This window comes from Coraliomargarita algicola, from assembly GCF_033878955.1.
Lineage (GTDB): Bacteria > Verrucomicrobiota > Verrucomicrobiia > Opitutales > Coraliomargaritaceae > Thalassobacterium > Thalassobacterium algicola.
Genome location: NZ_CP138858.1, coordinates 1836003 through 1853787 on the forward strand (window position 1 = coordinate 1836003; position 17785 = coordinate 1853787).

At 53.0% G+C, this 17785-nt stretch carries 12 protein-coding genes and 1 tRNA gene; 5 read left to right on the top strand and 8 right to left on the bottom strand.

Annotated elements, in window-relative coordinates:
• The first annotated feature begins 55 nt into the window (after nucleotides 1-55).
• Nucleotides 56-1132, top strand: a complete 1077-nt coding sequence (locus SH580_RS07055; protein WP_319834311.1) for an alkene reductase — start codon at nucleotides 56-58, stop codon at nucleotides 1130-1132.
• Here SH580_RS07055 and SH580_RS07060 read toward each other — a convergent pair.
• Nucleotides 1114-1719, bottom strand: coding sequence for a rhomboid family protein (locus SH580_RS07060; RefSeq protein ID WP_319834312.1), 606 nt, complete (start codon nucleotides 1717-1719; stop codon nucleotides 1114-1116). The two genes, SH580_RS07055 and SH580_RS07060, sit on opposite strands and share 19 nt — an antisense overlap.
• A gap of 239 nt (nucleotides 1720-1958) precedes the next feature.
• Nucleotides 1959-3977 carry a VIT and vWA domain-containing protein gene (locus SH580_RS07065; RefSeq protein WP_319834313.1) on the bottom strand — a complete coding sequence of 673 codons (2019 nt, stop codon included), beginning with the start codon at nucleotides 3975-3977 and terminating at the stop codon, nucleotides 1959-1961.
• Nucleotides 3978-4132: 155 nt separating this feature from the next.
• Between SH580_RS07065 and SH580_RS07070 the strand changes: the two genes are divergently transcribed.
• Nucleotides 4133-5626, top strand: coding sequence for a sigma-54-dependent transcriptional regulator (locus SH580_RS07070; RefSeq protein ID WP_319834314.1), 1494 nt, complete (start codon nucleotides 4133-4135; stop codon nucleotides 5624-5626).
• A gap of 30 nt (nucleotides 5627-5656) precedes the next feature.
• Here the strand turns inward: SH580_RS07070 and SH580_RS07075 are convergent, their stop codons facing one another.
• Both SH580_RS07075 and SH580_RS07080 read right to left on the bottom strand, forming a co-directional pair.
• Nucleotides 5657-7057, bottom strand: a complete 1401-nt coding sequence (locus SH580_RS07075; protein ID WP_319834315.1) for a GH39 family glycosyl hydrolase — start codon at nucleotides 7055-7057, stop codon at nucleotides 5657-5659.
• 303 nt (nucleotides 7058-7360) lie between these two features.
• Nucleotides 7361-9121: an NADPH-dependent assimilatory sulfite reductase hemoprotein subunit gene (locus tag SH580_RS07080; protein WP_308948731.1), complete on the bottom strand. Its 1761-nt coding sequence runs from the start codon at nucleotides 9119-9121 to the stop codon at nucleotides 7361-7363.
• A 197-nt stretch (nucleotides 9122-9318) separates the two neighbouring features.
• On the opposite strand from SH580_RS07080, the gene SH580_RS07085 reads away from it, so the two are divergent.
• Nucleotides 9319-11124 carry an assimilatory sulfite reductase (NADPH) flavoprotein subunit gene (locus SH580_RS07085; RefSeq protein ID WP_319834316.1) on the top strand — a complete coding sequence of 602 codons (1806 nt, stop codon included), beginning with the start codon at nucleotides 9319-9321 and terminating at the stop codon, nucleotides 11122-11124.
• A gap of 279 nt (nucleotides 11125-11403) precedes the next feature.
• Here SH580_RS07085 and msrB read toward each other — a convergent pair whose 3' ends face one another.
• Nucleotides 11404-12018: a peptide-methionine (R)-S-oxide reductase MsrB gene (gene msrB / locus SH580_RS07090; protein ID WP_319834317.1), complete on the bottom strand. Its 615-nt coding sequence runs from the start codon at nucleotides 12016-12018 to the stop codon at nucleotides 11404-11406.
• Nucleotides 12019-12403: 385 nt separating this feature from the next.
• On the opposite strand from msrB, the gene SH580_RS07095 reads away from it, so the two are divergent.
• Nucleotides 12404-13603 carry a saccharopine dehydrogenase family protein gene (locus SH580_RS07095; RefSeq protein WP_319834318.1) on the top strand — a complete coding sequence of 400 codons (1200 nt, stop codon included), beginning with the start codon at nucleotides 12404-12406 and terminating at the stop codon, nucleotides 13601-13603.
• 546 nt (nucleotides 13604-14149) lie between these two features.
• Here the strand turns inward: SH580_RS07095 and SH580_RS07100 are convergent.
• From SH580_RS07100 to SH580_RS07110, 3 genes are all read right to left on the bottom strand, one after another.
• Nucleotides 14150-14225, bottom strand: a tRNA-Gly gene (locus SH580_RS07100).
• An 89-nt stretch (nucleotides 14226-14314) separates the two neighbouring features.
• Nucleotides 14315-15184 (bottom strand): PstS family phosphate ABC transporter substrate-binding protein, encoded by an 870-nt coding sequence (locus tag SH580_RS07105; RefSeq protein ID WP_319834319.1) that lies wholly within the window; start codon nucleotides 15182-15184, stop codon nucleotides 14315-14317.
• A gap of 94 nt (nucleotides 15185-15278) precedes the next feature.
• Nucleotides 15279-16649, bottom strand: coding sequence for a sigma-54-dependent transcriptional regulator (locus SH580_RS07110; RefSeq protein ID WP_319834320.1), 1371 nt, complete (start codon nucleotides 16647-16649; stop codon nucleotides 15279-15281).
• A gap of 123 nt (nucleotides 16650-16772) precedes the next feature.
• Between SH580_RS07110 and SH580_RS07115 the strand changes: the two genes are divergently transcribed.
• Nucleotides 16773-17765: an AAA family ATPase gene (locus SH580_RS07115; protein ID WP_319834321.1), complete on the top strand. Its 993-nt coding sequence runs from the start codon at nucleotides 16773-16775 to the stop codon at nucleotides 17763-17765.
• Nucleotides 17766-17785: the final 20 nt, after the last annotated feature.

A 17785-nucleotide genomic window follows, 5' to 3' on the forward strand; every position in this document is an offset into this window, starting at 1 on the left:
TTGACTTCCAAAATAAAAGGCTCACTTGTTCGATCAAACTAGAACAAGAAGAATTATGACAACAGCAGCCCAGCTCTCCGAATCCAAGCTCCTCAGCCCGATCCAAATCGGCGCTTGGGAATTAAGCAATCGTATGATCATGGCACCGCTCACCCGCTGCCGCGCCAGCGAAGGTCGCGTGCCAAATGCGATGATGGCCGAGTATTATGCACAGCGCGCCAGCGCAGGATTAATTATAAGTGAAGCCACATCAGTGGACCCCATGGGGGTCGGCTACCCCGACACACCGGGTATCTGGTCGGACGAGCAAGTCGCAGGCTGGAAGATGGTCACTGAGGCCGTGCACGCCAAGGGCGGAACAATAGTTTTACAGCTCTGGCATGTGGGCCGCATTTCGGACCCGATCTATTTAGATGGGGCGCTTCCAGTGGCCCCCAGCGCGATTGCCGCGGAGGGCCATGTCAGCCTAGTGCGTCCGATCAAGGCCTTTGAAACGCCGCGCGCCCTAGAACTGGATGAGATTGCCGGTATCGTCGAAGCCTATCGCAAAGGCGCTGAAAATGCCCAACTCGCCGGCTTCGATGGCGTGGAACTACACGGCGCCAACGGCTACCTATTGGATCAATTTTTACAGGATTCCACCAACAAACGGACCGATGAATACGGTGGCCCAACTGAAAATCGCGCGCGCTTGATGCTGGAAGCCGTGGATGCTGCGATTTCTGTTTGGGGTGCAGATCGCGTTGGCCTGCACATTGCACCACGCTGCGATTCACACGACATGGGCGACTCCGATCCCGAAGCAACTTTTGGCTACGTGGCCGATGCGATGAAAGCGCGTGGCATCGCGTTCATCTTTGCTCGCGAATCACAAGAGGCGCCACGACTCGGCCCCAAGCTCAAAGAGCGTTTTGGCGGTGCCTTTATCGCCAACCAACAATTGGATCAAACCACAGCGGAAGCACTTCTCGCAAAGGGTGAAGCCGATGCCATCGCATGGGGCCAACAGTTTATAGCCAACCCTGATTTAGTGCACCGCTTCGAGCAAGGCCTCGCACTGAATGAGCCCCGCGCAGATCACTTTTACGCAGGCGGCGCGGAAGGTTATACCGACTACCCCTTCGCAGAGTAAGTCCCCCAGGCCCATAGGCTCCCAGCAAGGAAGCCAAGCAAATGCGCAAGGGGCAAGGGCACCACGCCGGGGCCGAGATCGCTCACGAACAGTGTGGTCCCGCTGAGCAGCTCAAAGAGAACTTTGCCCAAAAATCCGAGCAAAGGCAGCCAAGCAAAGAGCACCCGCTGCCAGCGCTCGCCTAGGCGGCAGAGCCCCCAACAGACACGGGCATAGAGCATACTATCCAAGGCAGACAAACCGCGATACTCTGTGAGCGTAGGATCCAAATAGAACAATAAAATCGAAAGCAAGGGAGCGACCAATAAGAGCCAAGCCCACAAGCACCACCTCTCTTCGCGCCACAATAGTAAAGCCAGGAAAGCAAACATCACCGCGTCCCAAAGAAAATGATCATAGGTAAAATGCAGTAAATGCCCCGTCCACAATTGATACCATGCGCCAACAGTGAAGCTCTCTGATGTCAGACGCAAGCCGTCTGCATCTTGCAAAAAGAAGAACGCCAAGGCTGGAACCAAGAGGCAGAGAACCCACCCCAAAGCGTCACTTTTTCGAGCGAAAGGAGAAAGTATAGGATGCTTTTTCATACAGATAAAAAGACGTTAAAAACGTAGCGCGCAGTCGGATGGTATTAAATATTTCGAAGTCCATCATTTAAATAAGTTCAATAGATTGGCTTACGACCTAAGACAGACACTTGTCTGCCTCTACCATCTGCCCATTGCTGACAGGCGGGGCGCCTGTCCTACATTCTCCAACAAAACGCTCTCCCCACCGAAGGCACCCGCAAGGAGAGAATCTCCCTGCGGGCACGTTAGAACTAAACTCAGCGACGACGCAATAAGGCGCCGGCTCCAAGGAATACGATAATCCCAATCACCTCCAAGCCCATGGCACCGCCACCGCCTCCACCGCCGCCGATGCGTGGAGCGGGCATTTTAAACATGGGTTGCTTGCTATCGACACGCGTCGAGCTCACACTGGTTTGGCGCTGGGATTGTGCGACTCGCTCGCGCTCGATACGCTCTTGATTGTTACGCTCGATACCATGGCGTTGAAAGCCTTCTTCAGCCATCACGATCATCGAAGTCTCGTCAGTCACCAATTGATAGGCCACCCCGAGGTCGCGAATGCTCTCTTTGGACTCCTGCCCGGAAACTTTTCCGATGCTTTGTAGCAATTCGATCTGCTCAATCCGGCTCATGGCCCACAGACGTTCGAGTTCGGGATACTCGACGCTCTGCTCCAGAAACTGAATGCGGGTTTGGTAATCCAAATCGCCAGTGGTTTTGCGAGCTTGCAAGCGCAACTCAGCCTCACCGCCTTGTGTGTAACGACCAAAGGTGACGAGTTGCTGTCCGCGAAATACTTTGCCGCTAAAGTCCTTAGTGAGTTCGCTGGTACGGACACCGTCGATCTTGACGTCGACATCCAGCAAGGACTCATAAGCGATCTTTTCTTTAGCGACCAGGACCTTACCCACGATGTCATCGGCATTGGAAACGCTGGAATAGAAACCGTCGGAGGCGTCGCATATTGCACGCATCAATGGCCAGTTCGCACTATTGCCCATCAAGAAGCCAAATAGACGCACATCATGTTGTTTGAGCAAGGCATGGAAGTCCGCAGGATCGAGCGAGCCTTGATTCGTCACGGCGTCGGTAATCAAAACCACACTGGTCGGACGGTCGTCATCAATTTGCTTCAAGCCGAGGCGCAGGCCGTCGTAGAGATTGGTACTGCCGCCCGCAGTTAGCCCAGACACTTGTTGAATCAGGCCAGCGGCATTGTCCGATGAAAGTGTCACCCAATCACGCGTGAGTTTACGTGCCTTGTCCGAGAACGTAACGACGTGCACACGGTCTTCAGGACGCAATTTGCCGAGCGCTTTTTCCACGCCAGAAGTGAGCGTGGCCATTTTACCATTCATACTGCCCGATAGATCGAGAATGAATAAATAGTCCGTGCCTTGGGTGATCGGCTGTAGATCCACACCGGGGGTCAGCGTCAACATGAAGTAACCTGGTTCGGCATCGCTGGGCTTGTAACTGAGCAAATCCACACGACCTGGCAGGTCTTGAGCCAAACGATAATATACCACTAGATCCTGATTCAGCGTGCCGCCCGGACTGTCGAAGCGCCAAGTGTAATGGTTGGCGTCCTCTTGCACAGGAGTGCCGGGAAAGCCTTTGACGCGCAAGTCATCCAGCGGGTAGCTGGAACGCACCGAGACCTCGGCCGAAAAAGAGCGTGCCACGCGCTCGTTACGCGTCCAAAACGATTCACTCTCTTCATCGGTGCCGCCCTCCTCGATCGGATAGACATAGCGCCCGACCCCAAGATCGATTTTTAAAGGCTGATAATAAACCACCTCGATCTGAGTCTCCACGCCGGGACGAATCGGGAAGACACGAAACTCATAGCGTTGATAACTTTCTTTCGAGCCGAGACCGACATCGTTCCCTTGCGCCTTCTCCTCCTGGTAGATCCGCTCAGCCTCGGCGCGCGCAATCACTTCGCCCTCCAGCACAGTCTCGCCCGAGTGAATCGTGATCTCCGAAAGACTGGCCGACTCTGGCACAGGAAAGGCGTAAATCGCTTCCACCTCGTGCGGGTTGGGATTACTAAAAGTCTGCTGAATCAAGGTGCGAGCAAAGCCATCCGTGATGCGCACATCGACATGGTGATCCTGAATTTCGACCGCCTGATCGGCGGAGTTCACCGGAGTCAAGATGCCCGCCGCATATGATTGCGAAACAGCCAACAGGCTAGAGACCGCACAGAGCAATCCCGAGAAAAGGCCGCGGCCTCTGAGTATTGTAGATATTCGTGTTTTGTTTTTCATAACAAAACATCACTTAACAACTCCCATGCCAAGAATCCCCAAAAACACGCTAACACCTACTGATCAACGAATTACAAATTATATAAATTATAAAATCAATTTCACTCAAAAATATAGTTACATTATACGTATAGCTTGATTACATTTTGTGTAACATGACTCGTTCCCAAATTGAATACGTGCTCACCGAGATCCGTCAACTCACCTTCGACAACCCCTTCGGTCCTGAGCGAGCGCAACGTATCGAGCGCATGCTCAAGCAGCTCGGCACGCCTAACGGTGAGGCACATCCACTGCAGCTCGCGTCTGCAAACTTCCGCAAGCTGCTACCATGGATACGCAGCACTGAACAAGCGCTCTTGAAACAGCTAGCGACGCGGCCACTGCCCGAGGCATGGAAAGATCGTGCGTCTTGTTTTGCCTTTTTCGCGCTCTACCACGAGGTCGCCAACGCACTCGACCAACTCATTCGCAACCGAGCCGCCGACAGTCATCAAAACCGACAAGTCTACACAAAGATCCAGCAAGGCGTAGCGGAGCGTCACCGCCTGATCGAGGGCATGACGGATCGTATCTGGAATCAGCCCGAGCACCTATTCGCCTGTTTCTATCAATTGCGCCGCGCCTTTCACCACATTCACCATGAGATCATCGGCGACAGCACGCCGATTCAGCGCCTACGGATGCAAGTGTGGGAAAGCGTCTTCACCAAGGACATGATGAGTTACCAACAGTGGATGTATGAAGCCGTCGGCCGCTTCCCCACCCTGATCCTCGGTCCCTCAGGCTCGGGTAAAGAAATCGTCGCACGCGCGATTGGCCTCTCGCGCTTCATTCCCTACCAAGTCAAAGCAGGCACATTCGAAGCCTCGGCCCCCGATAGTTTTCACCCCGTCAACCTATCCGCACTGTCAGAAACGCTGATCGAGTCGGAGTTATTCGGACACCGCAAAGGCGCGTTTACCGGTGCCAACCAAGACCGCGCGGGGCTCTTTGCTAGCGCAGGCGCCTACGGCACCGTGTTTTTGGATGAGATCGGCGACGTCAGCGAGTCCACACAGGTCAAACTACTGCGCCTGCTCCAATCCGGCGAATACCAAGCCGTGGGCGACAATCAGACACAACACTACTCGGGTAAAATACTAGCCGCGACGCACAAGGATCTACATGCCGAGATGCAGGCTGGGCGCTTCCGCGAAGACTTCTTTTACCGCCTCTGCGGCGATCAAGTGCAAACCGTCTCTTTAAATGAAATCCTGAAAGATCGCCCCGAAGAACTGGACAACTCCGTGCACTACATCTGTCGCAAATTATTTGGCACAGATGGGGCCGAGCAGCTCAGCCCACGCATCGTCAGCACCCTGCAAAGCCAAGTGCCAGTCGATTACGACTGGCCCGGCAACTTCCGCGAACTCGAGCAAGCGGTGCGCAACATCGTGGTCCGCAACGAGTATCAAGCAGTCAGGCGCCCGCCATCGCAGAGCCCCACACAGCAAATCAGCCAAGCCTATCAGCGCAGCAGTATGACCATGGCCGAATGGATGCAGGCCTATGCGAAGCAGGCCTACCAACAGCTCGGCAGCTACAAAAAGGCCGCCGAACGTCTGCAGGTCGACCAGCGCACAATCAAGAAATGGGTGGACTCATGAGACCGCGATGCAAGGTCGCCGAATGTTTAGTCAGCTAATTTCCAAGATCGAACGATCCGTCAATAACAACGGAGAGTTCGAGATCGGGAGATTTGCAAACTCATTCATATTATAGTTACGCTTCAGATCGAGCTGATAAACCTCCCCAGTCGCTGGATTGATTAATACCGGATCTTCAAGTTTCAAGCCCTGCTCCAGCCAGTAATACATAGTAATACTCTTCCACTCCGTCTCCTGTTCCACTGATTCGCGTAACCACCAAGCATGAACGGGCACATCGCCACGCACCAGATTCACCTGATAAGCCGCAGCAGCCTGCTCGCGAGTGATCGCATGATCATCATCACCGGTTTGCAGTCGAAACGAAGTTCGACCATTCGCGACTTCCAACGGATCATGCAGTAAACTCGCCAAAGTCTGCAGTGCAAAATAAGCAGGTTTGCGACTACCATCTTCCAAACGAAGTAGGCCTTTGTGTGAAGAAAAACCAAGATCTCCCCCCAGCAGATACTTACCAAAGTCACCCATGGTAAAATAGTTAATCATTTGAGCATCCAAGCCTAGCTCTAACAGGACGCGGCGCAACAACCACTTTACCTGAATAGCTTCACTCACCTTCATCTCGTTGAGCGCCATAGTGTTGCCCGGGGGGTTCTTCGAAGGACAACCGGTCTCGCCCTGCCAATACCCCAACGATGGCTTATACTTCTTCAATAAAGCGATAAACGCAGGAAACTCCTGCTCAATATACTGTTCAGGTAAAAACTTGTAGCCATGATAACTAATAATATCACAGAATTCTGCCATCCCGTGCTCAAAGCAGGTCTCTAAAAATGCCAAACCACCTGGATTCATCGCAGAGCCGAACGCCCCCCCAATAATCACAGAATCGGCATGCACTGCCTTGATCGCAGGCACCGTGAGTCGTACAAGGTCGGCATACAAAACTGGATCGACCTGGGGCTTAAAAAAGCCACTGCAATCCGGCTCGTTCCAAATTTCGAAATGCGTCACACGATCCTTATAGTGCAATGCCAATGCCTTTACATAATTAATCCAGGCCTGCCTTTCAAGCTCCGTGTAAATAGGCGGAAAGCCCGCCCCATCCGGTGTCGCATCAGCCGTGTATAGGGAATTACCATAACTCACGCTCAACCATGGTTGCACTCCACGCTTCAGCAAGTTGTCGACAATTTCATCAAGCCATTTAAAGTCATAAATCCCTCGCTCGCGCTCGGTCTTCGCCCAACCACTCTGCACTCTCGCCCACTTCACCCCGAGCTCATTCAAGACTGGCCACGCTTGATTGACGTCCCACATGTCACGATCAAGCGTTTCAAAGCCAATGCCTAGGCGGGAGGAATTAATATCGACGCTACACTTAGAAGCAAGCTGCCCAAGCGCACAAAAACCAAAGTCTTCTATTCTCATAACTATTTCTTAAAATTCTCTTTGAATCACAACGCCCTCAAGGTGAAATCCCCCAGCTAACACCGCACACACACAAGCTGTAGCGGAACAATTACTGTCAGCATAATCTCCGACCGTTCAATTCAATGTCGAATTAACTTAAGATTAGAAAGACTGTCAAGAGCTTCTAGGATCCTCTCAAACAATCTGCTAACTCCCCATCCAAAGATAAGAGCGAGCGCGATTGCGCTTCGACAGCAATCTACTAGCTGCCGAAGCGCATCGAAATGTGCTCATCCGCAAATTTAGCAAACAGCGAACTAACTAGGCCTCCGCGCCGATGTTGGCGTGGAAGTTGTTGCCGGCAGTGGTCGCTTGAACATAGCCCTTGCGGATGGTGAAATCGCCGAAGCGTTCGCCCTCTTCGCGCTCTTTGGCGTATGCAAGTAGGATCGGCTTGAGCTCATCGATGATCTGCTGGTGGGTGACGGATGTGCGGTAGAGCTTATTTAAACGCTCACCGTCGAAACCGGCACCGAGGTAAAGGTTGTATTTACCAGGCACCTTGCCCACGAGGCCGATCTCACCCAAATACGGGCGACCACAACCATTGGGGCAACCGGTGGAGCGAATCACGATCTCGTCGTTTTGCAGACCCGCTTCTTCGAGGATCACTTCCAAGTCGGAAACCAGTGTCGGCAAATAACGCTCCGACTCTGCCAGCGCGAGACCGCAAGTGGGCAGCGCCACACAGGCAATCTGACTGCGACGCATGCCGGACGCGCTCTTGTAGCCATCCAGACCGTATTGCTCGACCATCGCATCGATGGTCGCCTTGTCTTCGGCCGCGACGTTGCTGATGATCAAATTCTGATTGGCAGTCAGGCGGAATTCGCCCTTGTGCACTTTCGCGATCTCCAGCAAGCCGGTCTTAAGCGGCTTATCTGCGAGGTCGACGACACGCCCACCTTCGATGAAGAGACCGAGGTGCCATTTGCCATCCGCACCTTCAGTCCAACCATAGCGGTCGCAATTACTGACAAATTTGTATTCGCGAGCCTCTTCCAGCTTATAGCCGAGACGGTTTTCCAACTCTTCGCGAATCCACTCCTTACCGAGGCGCTCCACGGTGTATTTGAAACGGGCGTTGGCGCGGTCTTCGCGGTTACCATGGTCGCGCTGAATCGTGACGATCTTTTCGGCCACAGCGACAACTTGCTCCGGTGTGCAGAAAGCGATGACTTCCCCCAAGCGCGGGAAGGTCTTTTCGTTACCATGAGTCATGCCCATGCCACCACCTACGCTGACGTTGAAACCGAGCAGTTTGCCATCTTCAACAATCGCGATGAACCCGAGGCAATGCGCAAAGACGTCGACGTCATTGTATGGAGGAATCGCGATCGCGATCTTAAATTTACGCGGCAAATAAGTCGGCCCATAAAGTGGCTCAACCTCATCGCCCTTGCAGTCCTGCGAGCGCTCCGCAGCCTGCGGCACAGTCAGCTGGATCGGCTTACCGTCCAACCACATTTCAGAAAATGCAGGTGTCTGCGGCTTCAAATGCGCATCCACCTCGAGCGCCACTTGCTGCACCGCCGCATGCACTTCGGAAGCAAAAGGGTTGGGATTGCACATTACGTTGCGATTCACATCACCACAGGCGGCCAAGGTCGTCATCGCCACCTCGTTGCAAGAATTGATCACATTCTTGAGGTTCCCCTTCAAGATGCCGTGCAATTGAAAAGCCTGACGCGTGGTGATCTTAAGCGTGTTAAAAGCGCAATAATTCGCCAGGTCATCCATCACGATCCACTGTTCGGGCGTGCACACGCCACCCGGCAAGCAAATACGAGCAAGAAAGGAGTAGGCTTTGTCCAGCTTATGCTTACGGCGATTCGCGCGCACATCGCGGTCGTCCTGCTGATAAATACCATGGAACTTGGAAACCTGCTGGTCATCAGCAGAAATGGAGCCCGTGGATACATCGGCCAGACCTTCAAGGATCGTGCCACGCAGATAGTTACTGCGAGTCTTGATACCCTCATTTTTGTGGAGTTGCGGAGCTGATTGGCTGTCAGAAATCATAATAAACCTCTTAGTAAGTGTCTCCCGTTCAGTGTTGCAAACGTAGAAACACCGCCAGGGAAAAAGAAATCTACTCGTAAACTGATTCTTTTCTTAGGTTTGTCACTCAAAAACCTAAGAAAAGACCGAAAAAGCAGAAAAAGTCTAGCATTTCGGTCGATGCGTGGTTTCATACCAGCTTTTCAAAAAGCAGAAATATGAGCACCACCGATCCAGTCGTTCCGCAAACAGCGCCGCTTGCCCCTGAGCAAGTCGCCTCGTTGAACAGCCTCCTCAAGGGCCTCCAAGCCGACCAGTTACTCTGGATAGAGGGCTTCATCAGCGGCCTACGCGCCGGAAGTGGCAGCGCGACGCCTGCCACAGTAGCACCGGCTGCGGCCCCCGTAGCCACACCAGAACTGACCGTGCTCTATGGCACCGAGTCTGGCAACTCCGAGAGTTTGGCCGATCTGACTGTGAAAGCAGCCAAGGCAGCAGGCTTCAAATCCAAAGCGGTCAACATGGCCGACCTCAAGCTCGGCAAGCTCAAAGACATTCAAAACTTGCTCGTCATCGTGAGCACCTGGGGCGAGGGCGATCCCCCCGAAACAGCAGCCGATTTCTACGAAGCATTCATGAGCGATAAAGCGCCCAAGCTCGCCGACACCCGCTTCTCGGTAATGGGCCTCGGCGACACCAGCTACGAGGACTTTTGCAAAATGGGCAAAGACTTCGACGCGCGCCTGGAAGCACTGGGCGGCAAGCGAATCGCAGACCGCGTCGACGCGGATGTGGACTACGACGACGACTTCGCCAAATGGCACAAAGCGGCGCTTAAAGCGCTTAAAGCCGCCGCCCCAGCCAGCGCCCCAGCACCGGCAGCCCAGCCGGCCGCCCCCATCAAATACTCTCGCAAGAACCCCTTCCCTGCCGAGCTCAACGAACGCGTGATGCTCAACGGCGAAGGTTCGGCCAAGGAAACCATCCACCTCGAATTCAGCCTGGAAGGCTCCGGCCTCGAATACCAGGCTGGCGACGCACTCGCCGTGGTTCCCCACAATGCGGAAGATGTGGTCGAGGACTTCATTCAGACCGCCCGACTCGACCCCGAGGGCCCCGTCCTAATTAAGGAGCGCGAATTCACACTGCGCGAAGCACTCACCAGTCAGCTGGACATCACTTCCCTCTCGATGCCCGTCATCAAGCGCTACAACGAGATCGCCAAGGACCCGAAGCTCACTGAGCTGCTAGATCCAAGCAACAAGTCAGAGCTACAGAGCTACATTTACGGCCGCGAGATCATCGATCTCTTACACGAGTTTCCTGCCAAGGAAATCAGTGCCGATGCACTCGTCGGCATCATGCGCAAGCTACCACCACGCCTCTACTCGATCGCATCCAGCCCCAAGGCACACCCGGGCGAAGTGCACCTGACTGTCGGCGTGGTTCGCTACGATGCTCACGGCCGCAACCGCAAGGGCGTCTGCTCCACCTACTTGGCGGAACGGATCGCTGAGGGCGAAAAGGCCGACGTCTTCGTCACCCCCAACAAGCACTTCAAGGTGCCCGCCGACAACGACCTGCCGATGATCATGGTCGGCCCCGGCACTGGCATCGCTCCCTTCCGCGCCTTCATCGAAGAGCGCAAGGAACTCGGCGCCAAGGGCGACAACTGGCTCTTCTTCGGCGATCAACACTACTTGACCGACTTCCTGTATCAGACCGAGTGGCAGGACTACCTCGCCGACGGCATTTTGACTAAGCTCGACCTGGCCTTCTCACGCGACCAAAAGGAAAAAGTCTACGTGCAAGACCGCATGCGCGAGAACAGCAAAGAGCTCTACGCTTGGCTGGAAAAAGGCGCTTACTTCTACGTCTGCGGCGATGCCAGCCGCATGGCGACCGACGTCGACGTTGCGCTGCACGACATCCTCCAACAAGAAGGTGGCCTCAGCGAAGACGATGCCAAGGCCTACGTCAAAAAGCTTAAAGACGACAAGCGCTACCTACGCGACGTTTACTAGCACGGGTTTTTCGCCCCGCCTGGCAATGGAGCATGGTTCATTGCCAGGCAGGCCCTAAGATCGAAGGCCATGCGCGAACTTAGTCTCATACAGGAGAGCAAGTTCGCCGAGCGCTCGCCTATCAGAATTGAACGAATCGACGATCCATCCCAACCGATAGAGTTAGACAAATTTATCGCAGAATACTCTGGAAAACAAACGGCTAAAGCCGTCACTCTTACCTTACATAGAATGTGGTAAGAGTGAGCGCTTCAGCGCTTAATGGTAACCTCACTCGGACTACTCGTGATACCACGCTTCAACCAGCGCTTTCACCGCTTCGGGTGACTCCGCGACCTCAAAGCTCAGCGAGGCCGAATTGATGCAGTAACGCAGTCCGGTCGGCTTCGGCCCGTCGGGAAAGACGTGTCCCTGATGCGAGCCACAGACATTGCAGTGCACTTCGACACGCACCATCCCGTAGCTCACATCGCGGGTCTCGCCCAGTGTGCGCTCATCGATCGGACGCACAAAACTCGGCCAGCCCGTGCCGGAGTCAAACTTATCGGTGCTACTGAACAGCGGCGTATCGCAGCCGATGCAACGGTAGAGCCCGGTTTGCTTATTCGAATTGTAAGGATTTTGGAAAGGACGCTCCGTCCCCTGCTCACGCGCGACATGATACTGCAGATCCGTCAGGCGCTCCTTCCACTCTGCCTCCGTGCGTTGCACCGGATACTCACCGCTGGTCAAATCCACATGCGAAGGTAGGCCGCAGGCCGACGCACATTCGTTGACATTCACATCAGTCGTTGCGGGAGGAGTATTATTATCAGGCATAGCAAAAGAAAAGAGTGCACCGGCCAACAAAAGAAGAAGGACCACAGGGCCGACACTGCGGAATTTAAGATTCATATTCATAAAACCTAAGAGCCCCCAAGCTAGCCAGTATTCCCACGAATGCAAATCACGAAGCCAGCGTAAGACAGGCGCCTCGCCTGTCACTCAGATAAGCAGCCCCGCCGCTCGCCTAGAGCGTTTCTAAAAAGTAATGACGTAAATCGTATTATGAAATGAAGAAATCTAAATAAACCGCCTCATGCCCCAAAGCGCTGAAGCGCTCACTCATACCTAAGGATACACAGTCAAAGGTAAGAGTAACGGCTTAAGCCGTTAAGCATATTCTAAATTCTTATGTTGTAGTATAAGCGCAAAGACTTTTGAGAAACGCTCTAAGCAAGTGTCCATCCAATGCGAAATAAACTTGAAGAATACGCAGCACTAAGACTTATGTACGCGCATGTCTAAAGTTATTATCATCGGTGCCGGGGGTGTAGGTAATGTAGTTGCGCAAAAATGCGCCCAACTCACAGATATTTTCACCGAAATCGTGCTCGCTTCGCGCACAGTCTCTAAATGCGATGCCATCGCAGCCGATGTGCTCGCCAAGACGGGCGTCACCATTCGCACCGCCGCCATCGATGCCGACAACGTCGCCGAGACCACCACTTTCCTCCAGGCCGAAAAGCCAGAGCTACTGATCAATGTCGCGCTGCCCTATCAAGACCTGACACTCATGGACGCCTGCCTCGCAGCTGGCGTGCACTACATGGACACCGCCAACTACGAGCCCTTGGACGAAGCCAAGTTCGAATACAAGTGGCAGTGGGCCTACCAGGACCGTTTCAAAGAAGCAGGGCTCACCGCCCTACTCGGCTCCGGCTTCGATCCCGGCGTGACCAATGTCTTCTGCGCCTACGCACAAAAACACCTCTTCGACGAGATCGAGACCATCGACATCCTCGACGCCAACGCAGGCGATCACGGCTACCACTTTGCCACCAACTTCAACCCCGAGATCAACATCCGCGAGATCACCGCCAACGGCCGCTACTGGGAAGAAGGCGAGTGGAAGGAGGTCGAGCCCATGAGCGTGCACCAGGTCTACGACTTCCCCGTCGTCGGCGAACAAGATGCCTACCTGCTCTACCACGAAGAGATGGAATCGCTGTGCCAGAACATTAAGGGCCTCAAGCGCATTCGTTTCTGGATGACTTTCTCACAAAAGTACCTCACGCACCTACGGGTGTTGGAAAACGTCGGCATGACCTCGATCGAGCCAATTGATTTCCAAGGCCAGCAGATCAAGCCCATCGAATTCCTCAAAGCCGTGCTGCCCGACCCAGCCAGCCTCGGCCCCCGCACCAAGGGCAAGACTTGCATCGGTTGCGACATCGTCGGCATCAAAGACGGCCAAAAGAAACGCGTCTTCATTTACAACACCTGCGATCACCAAGAGTGCTACCAAGAGGTATCCAGCCAAGCGATCAGCTACACCACCGGCGTGCCTGCGATGATCGGCGCACAAATGATCTTAAAAGGCCTGTGGCAAGAGCCCGGCGTTTGGAACATGGAGCAACGCGATCCCGATCCCTTCATGGAAGAGCTCAACCTGCGCGGCCTCCCCTGGCAGGTGATTGATCTGCCCTTGGAAGGATAATCCCTCCACGCCCAGATATAAAGCTGGTAGCAAAAATTCCACCTTTTGTACGAAAGGCCTAAACACCTCGTACATTGAGCGCTCAGTCCTTAATGGCGGCTTAAACATGCCTTCGCCAATAGGCAAAGCGCTCAGCAGACACGCTGTCGAGTTCAGCTCTACCGTCCCAGGTCGTTTGCCATATACGAGCGCCAACTTAGAGCGTAGCTCAGAATTTTGCTGGGAGGTTAACGTATGATTTTCGTTAAATTCCGGACTCGCGAAGCGATTTCGAGTTGTGGCAGCGCTACCACTGTCGGTCGAAACGGCTTCGCCGACCCACGACACCACAGAGCTCTTATCAGCTTTTCCTGAATAGAGCTCTTAGCGCATGGATGCATTGGTCATAGGCAGAGCTGCAGATAGTGATGCCCGCCGCTCCACAGCAGCCAGAACAATGCGGGCGCGACTACTTGCGGCCCTCCCCTTCCAATGCACAGCCCCCGCATTTCATAGGCTGTAGAGCATAAAAAAGGCCTCCGAAGTGATCGGAGGCCTTTAAGAAAATGGAGTGAGTGAAGAGGTTCGAACTCTCGACATCTACCTTGGCAAGGTAGTGCTCTACCAACTGAGCTACACTCACTTTTTGTTGAAGAAGTCGGTAGAATCTATAACAAACTCCTTATGTCAATGCGTTTTTAGAAAAAAATCAAAAAAACTTTTTAAGCCCAATTATTCCAGATCCAGATCAATTAAAAGCTTACGACGGACCGTGTCAGGAAGCGCAATCAGATCATTCGAACGGAGGCTCTCAGCCACTTCATCATCAAATAATTCACGGATCACTTTGCGCAGCTTTTCAGCATCCCGCTTGTTATATGCGATATAAAACGAGAGCCGAATGGGATAGTCTCCATAATGCACATTGTCATCCGAAGGGCCAAATGCAGGCGCATCAGAATCGGAGCCAGACGATACCATTAACACCTTGACGCCACTCTTCGTTGGCATGCGAGATAGAATGGCAATCGAGGCAGCATCAGAACGCAATAGATCCTCAATTTCTGTATCCTTCACCATAGCCACACTGGGCTTCATGGCGCCTCCTTTGAAAACGGAGTATTTAAACAATTCCAGTGCGATACTCTCTTCACTTGTCCCCGCAAGCGGTTTGATATTACGACTGCCCCAGCCGGAAAGTCCCAATTCTCCCCAGGTATTGAAGTTAAATTCTTCGTTGGCACCAAAGATACCGCCTAAGTGCGAAAGACTAATCTCATCGATAGGATTACTTTCATTGACCGCGACAACCGCGACATCGTAAGCGAAAGGATATATGCTGAACTCCTCACGTGGCACTTCTGTGCCTTCAGGCACTGCAACAATGGCCAAATCAATCTCATCTGAGCGCAAGCGGTCGAGCGCCGGCAGGCTACCGATGCTATTAATCGCAAATGTCATATCATACTCGCTGCCGTAGGCTTCAAGTGGTGCTTCAATATACTCAGCGAGCAAATCGGATGCAGCGATACGAATTTCTTCAGCCTGCACAGAAGCAAGCAGTGTCAGGGGTAGTAATAGAAGCGTTTTGCCAAAATTCATGGTCAATCGTCGTTAAAATATCTATGGTTTGTATAAGAAACTATGCCTCCTTTGTGAATGCTACTCATAGAGAGTCAAACTATAAGCGGAGTGCTTATTTATGCACATCAAGTTCTGGCCACTGTATCAGCTTTCGATGCAAGGTACGGCGGCTAATTCCCATCAGTTCGGCGGCGTGAGTACGATTTCCGTTAGCCTTGATTAGTGCATTTCGAAGCAAGCGTTTCTCATTCTCCTCCTTACTTAAGGTCGGACTGCTGGAAAGTGTGGGCGTCTCCATCGCCACCGCTACAGCTTGGTTGTGGTATTTGGGGTCGAGGTCATACTCCGTCACTTGGTTGCCACGCTTGAGCACCACCGTGTTTTCACAAAAATTACGCAACTCACGAATATTCCCCGGCCAACGATATGCACGCAGCAGGCGCAGCGCTCCCTCGCTCAGCTCCGGCGGCTCCAATTCGTTTTCCTCGGCAAAATAATCGATATAGTGATTGAGCAATACCGGCAGGTCTTCCTGTCGCTCGCGCAATGGCGGCAAATGAATAGTGACGACATTGAGCCGGTACAACAAGTCTTCTCTAAATTCTCCCCGCTTGGCCATTTCGGCAAGATTACGATTTGTCGCGCAAACCAGACGCACGTCCACACTCACAGACTTGGAGCTGCCTAGCCGCTCAAAGCTTCGGGTTTCAAGAAAACGGAGCAGTTTGACCTGAGTAGAGGCATCGATTTCACCGATTTCATCCAGAAAAAGTGTGCCGCCATCTGCCGCTTCAAAACGCCCGATTCTCCGCTCGGTCGCTCCCGTATAAGCTCCCTTTTCATGCCCAAAAAGCTCGCTCTCCAGCAAATTTGCAGCGAGCGCGGCACAGTGTATCGGCACGAAAGCCTGCCGTGCACGTTGACTATTCTGGTGAATGGCTTGAGCGATCAGCTCCTTACCCGTACCGGTTTCTCCTTCCAATAGGACGGTCGCCTTAGAGGGAGCGACGAGTTTGACCTTATCCAGCACATCAGTGAGCCCAGGCGAATTCCCCACGATGCCGTCAAAACTGTATTTCTTATCCAAGCGCTCATGCAAAACAACGTTTTCCTCCTCGATATGACGGCTTTGCAACGCACGCTTAATTAAAATTTCCAGCTTCTCCAGACTCACGGGCTTCGTCAGAAAGTCGAATGCACCACGCCGCATCGCTTCGACCGCAGTTTCCACACTGCCGTAAGCCGTCATCATGATACAAATGGGGCGATTGGGCAGTGCAATCGCTCGATCGATCACCTTAAGCCCTGACTTTCCCGCCATTCTAAGGTCGGTCAAAACTACATCAAAAACCTCCGCATCCATCAGGTTAAATGCTTCCTCCGCGCCCGAAGCCATATAGACTTCATACTCCTCCTCGAGTGCTAGAGCGAGACCTTCACGGGTGTTTTTCTCATCATCGACAATTAATATAGTTGCTGGCATGTGAGACAATTAGACACATTGAGCGAAACAATGCAATATTCTGATTGCAATGAAACCTCTCGTTTTCTCCTTTGTCAGTTTATACCTCGAAAACGTTTCTGCAAAAAAAAGACTACTAGTTAAATGAGCCAAGATTCACACGCACCTATAGAAGATAAACTCAAATCGGCAATCCAATGGATTCCTACACTGCGCGAAGAAATCGGACGCGTCATCGTCGGTCAGCACTACTTAGTGGATCGGCTACTGGTGGGTTTACTCGCCAATGGACACGTATTACTGGAAGGTGTGCCCGGTCTGGCCAAGACCTTAAGTATTCGTACACTCGCGACAGCGACTGCAGCCGATTTCAAACGAATCCAGTTCACACCAGACCTGCTACCAGCCGACATCATTGGCACACTCATCTACAGTCCGAAAGAAAACACTTTTCACACTCGCAAAGGCCCCATTTTTGCAAACTTAATTTTGGCTGACGAAATCAACCGCGCCCCAGCCAAGGTGCAGAGCGCCCTACTCGAAGCGATGCAGGAGCATCAAGTCACTATCGGCGATGAAACCTACCCATTGCCAGAGCCATTTCTTGTATTAGCCACAGAAAACCCGATCGACCAAGAAGGCACTTACCCACTTCCAGAAGCTCAGGTGGACCGCTTCATGCTCAAGCTCAAAGTCGGCTATCCGAGCAAAGCTGACGAACGGGCCATCCTGGATCGCATGTCCTCCACCGCACCCAATTTAAATGTCAACGCGGTCACAACCCTCACGGCAATCAGTGAAGCACGCACCCTGGTCAACGAAGTCTATGTCGACCCAAAGATTCGCGACTACATCGTCGACCTCATTCTCGCCACGCGTGATCCAGCCACATACAATCTCAAACTCGGCCAATACATCCAATTCGGAGCCAGCCCTCGCGCCACCATCAGCCTCACACTAGCCGCAAAGGCTTGGGCCCTTATGCAAGGTCGCGCATACGTCATCCCTCAAGATATCAAGGAGATCGGCATGGACGTATTGCGACACCGCGTAATCCCATCCTACGAGGCAGAAGCCGAGGAAATTACAAGCGAAGATCTCGTCAGCTCCATTTTCGACGCCGTCCCCGTGCCTTAAGCCTAAATCACTGATCAGTC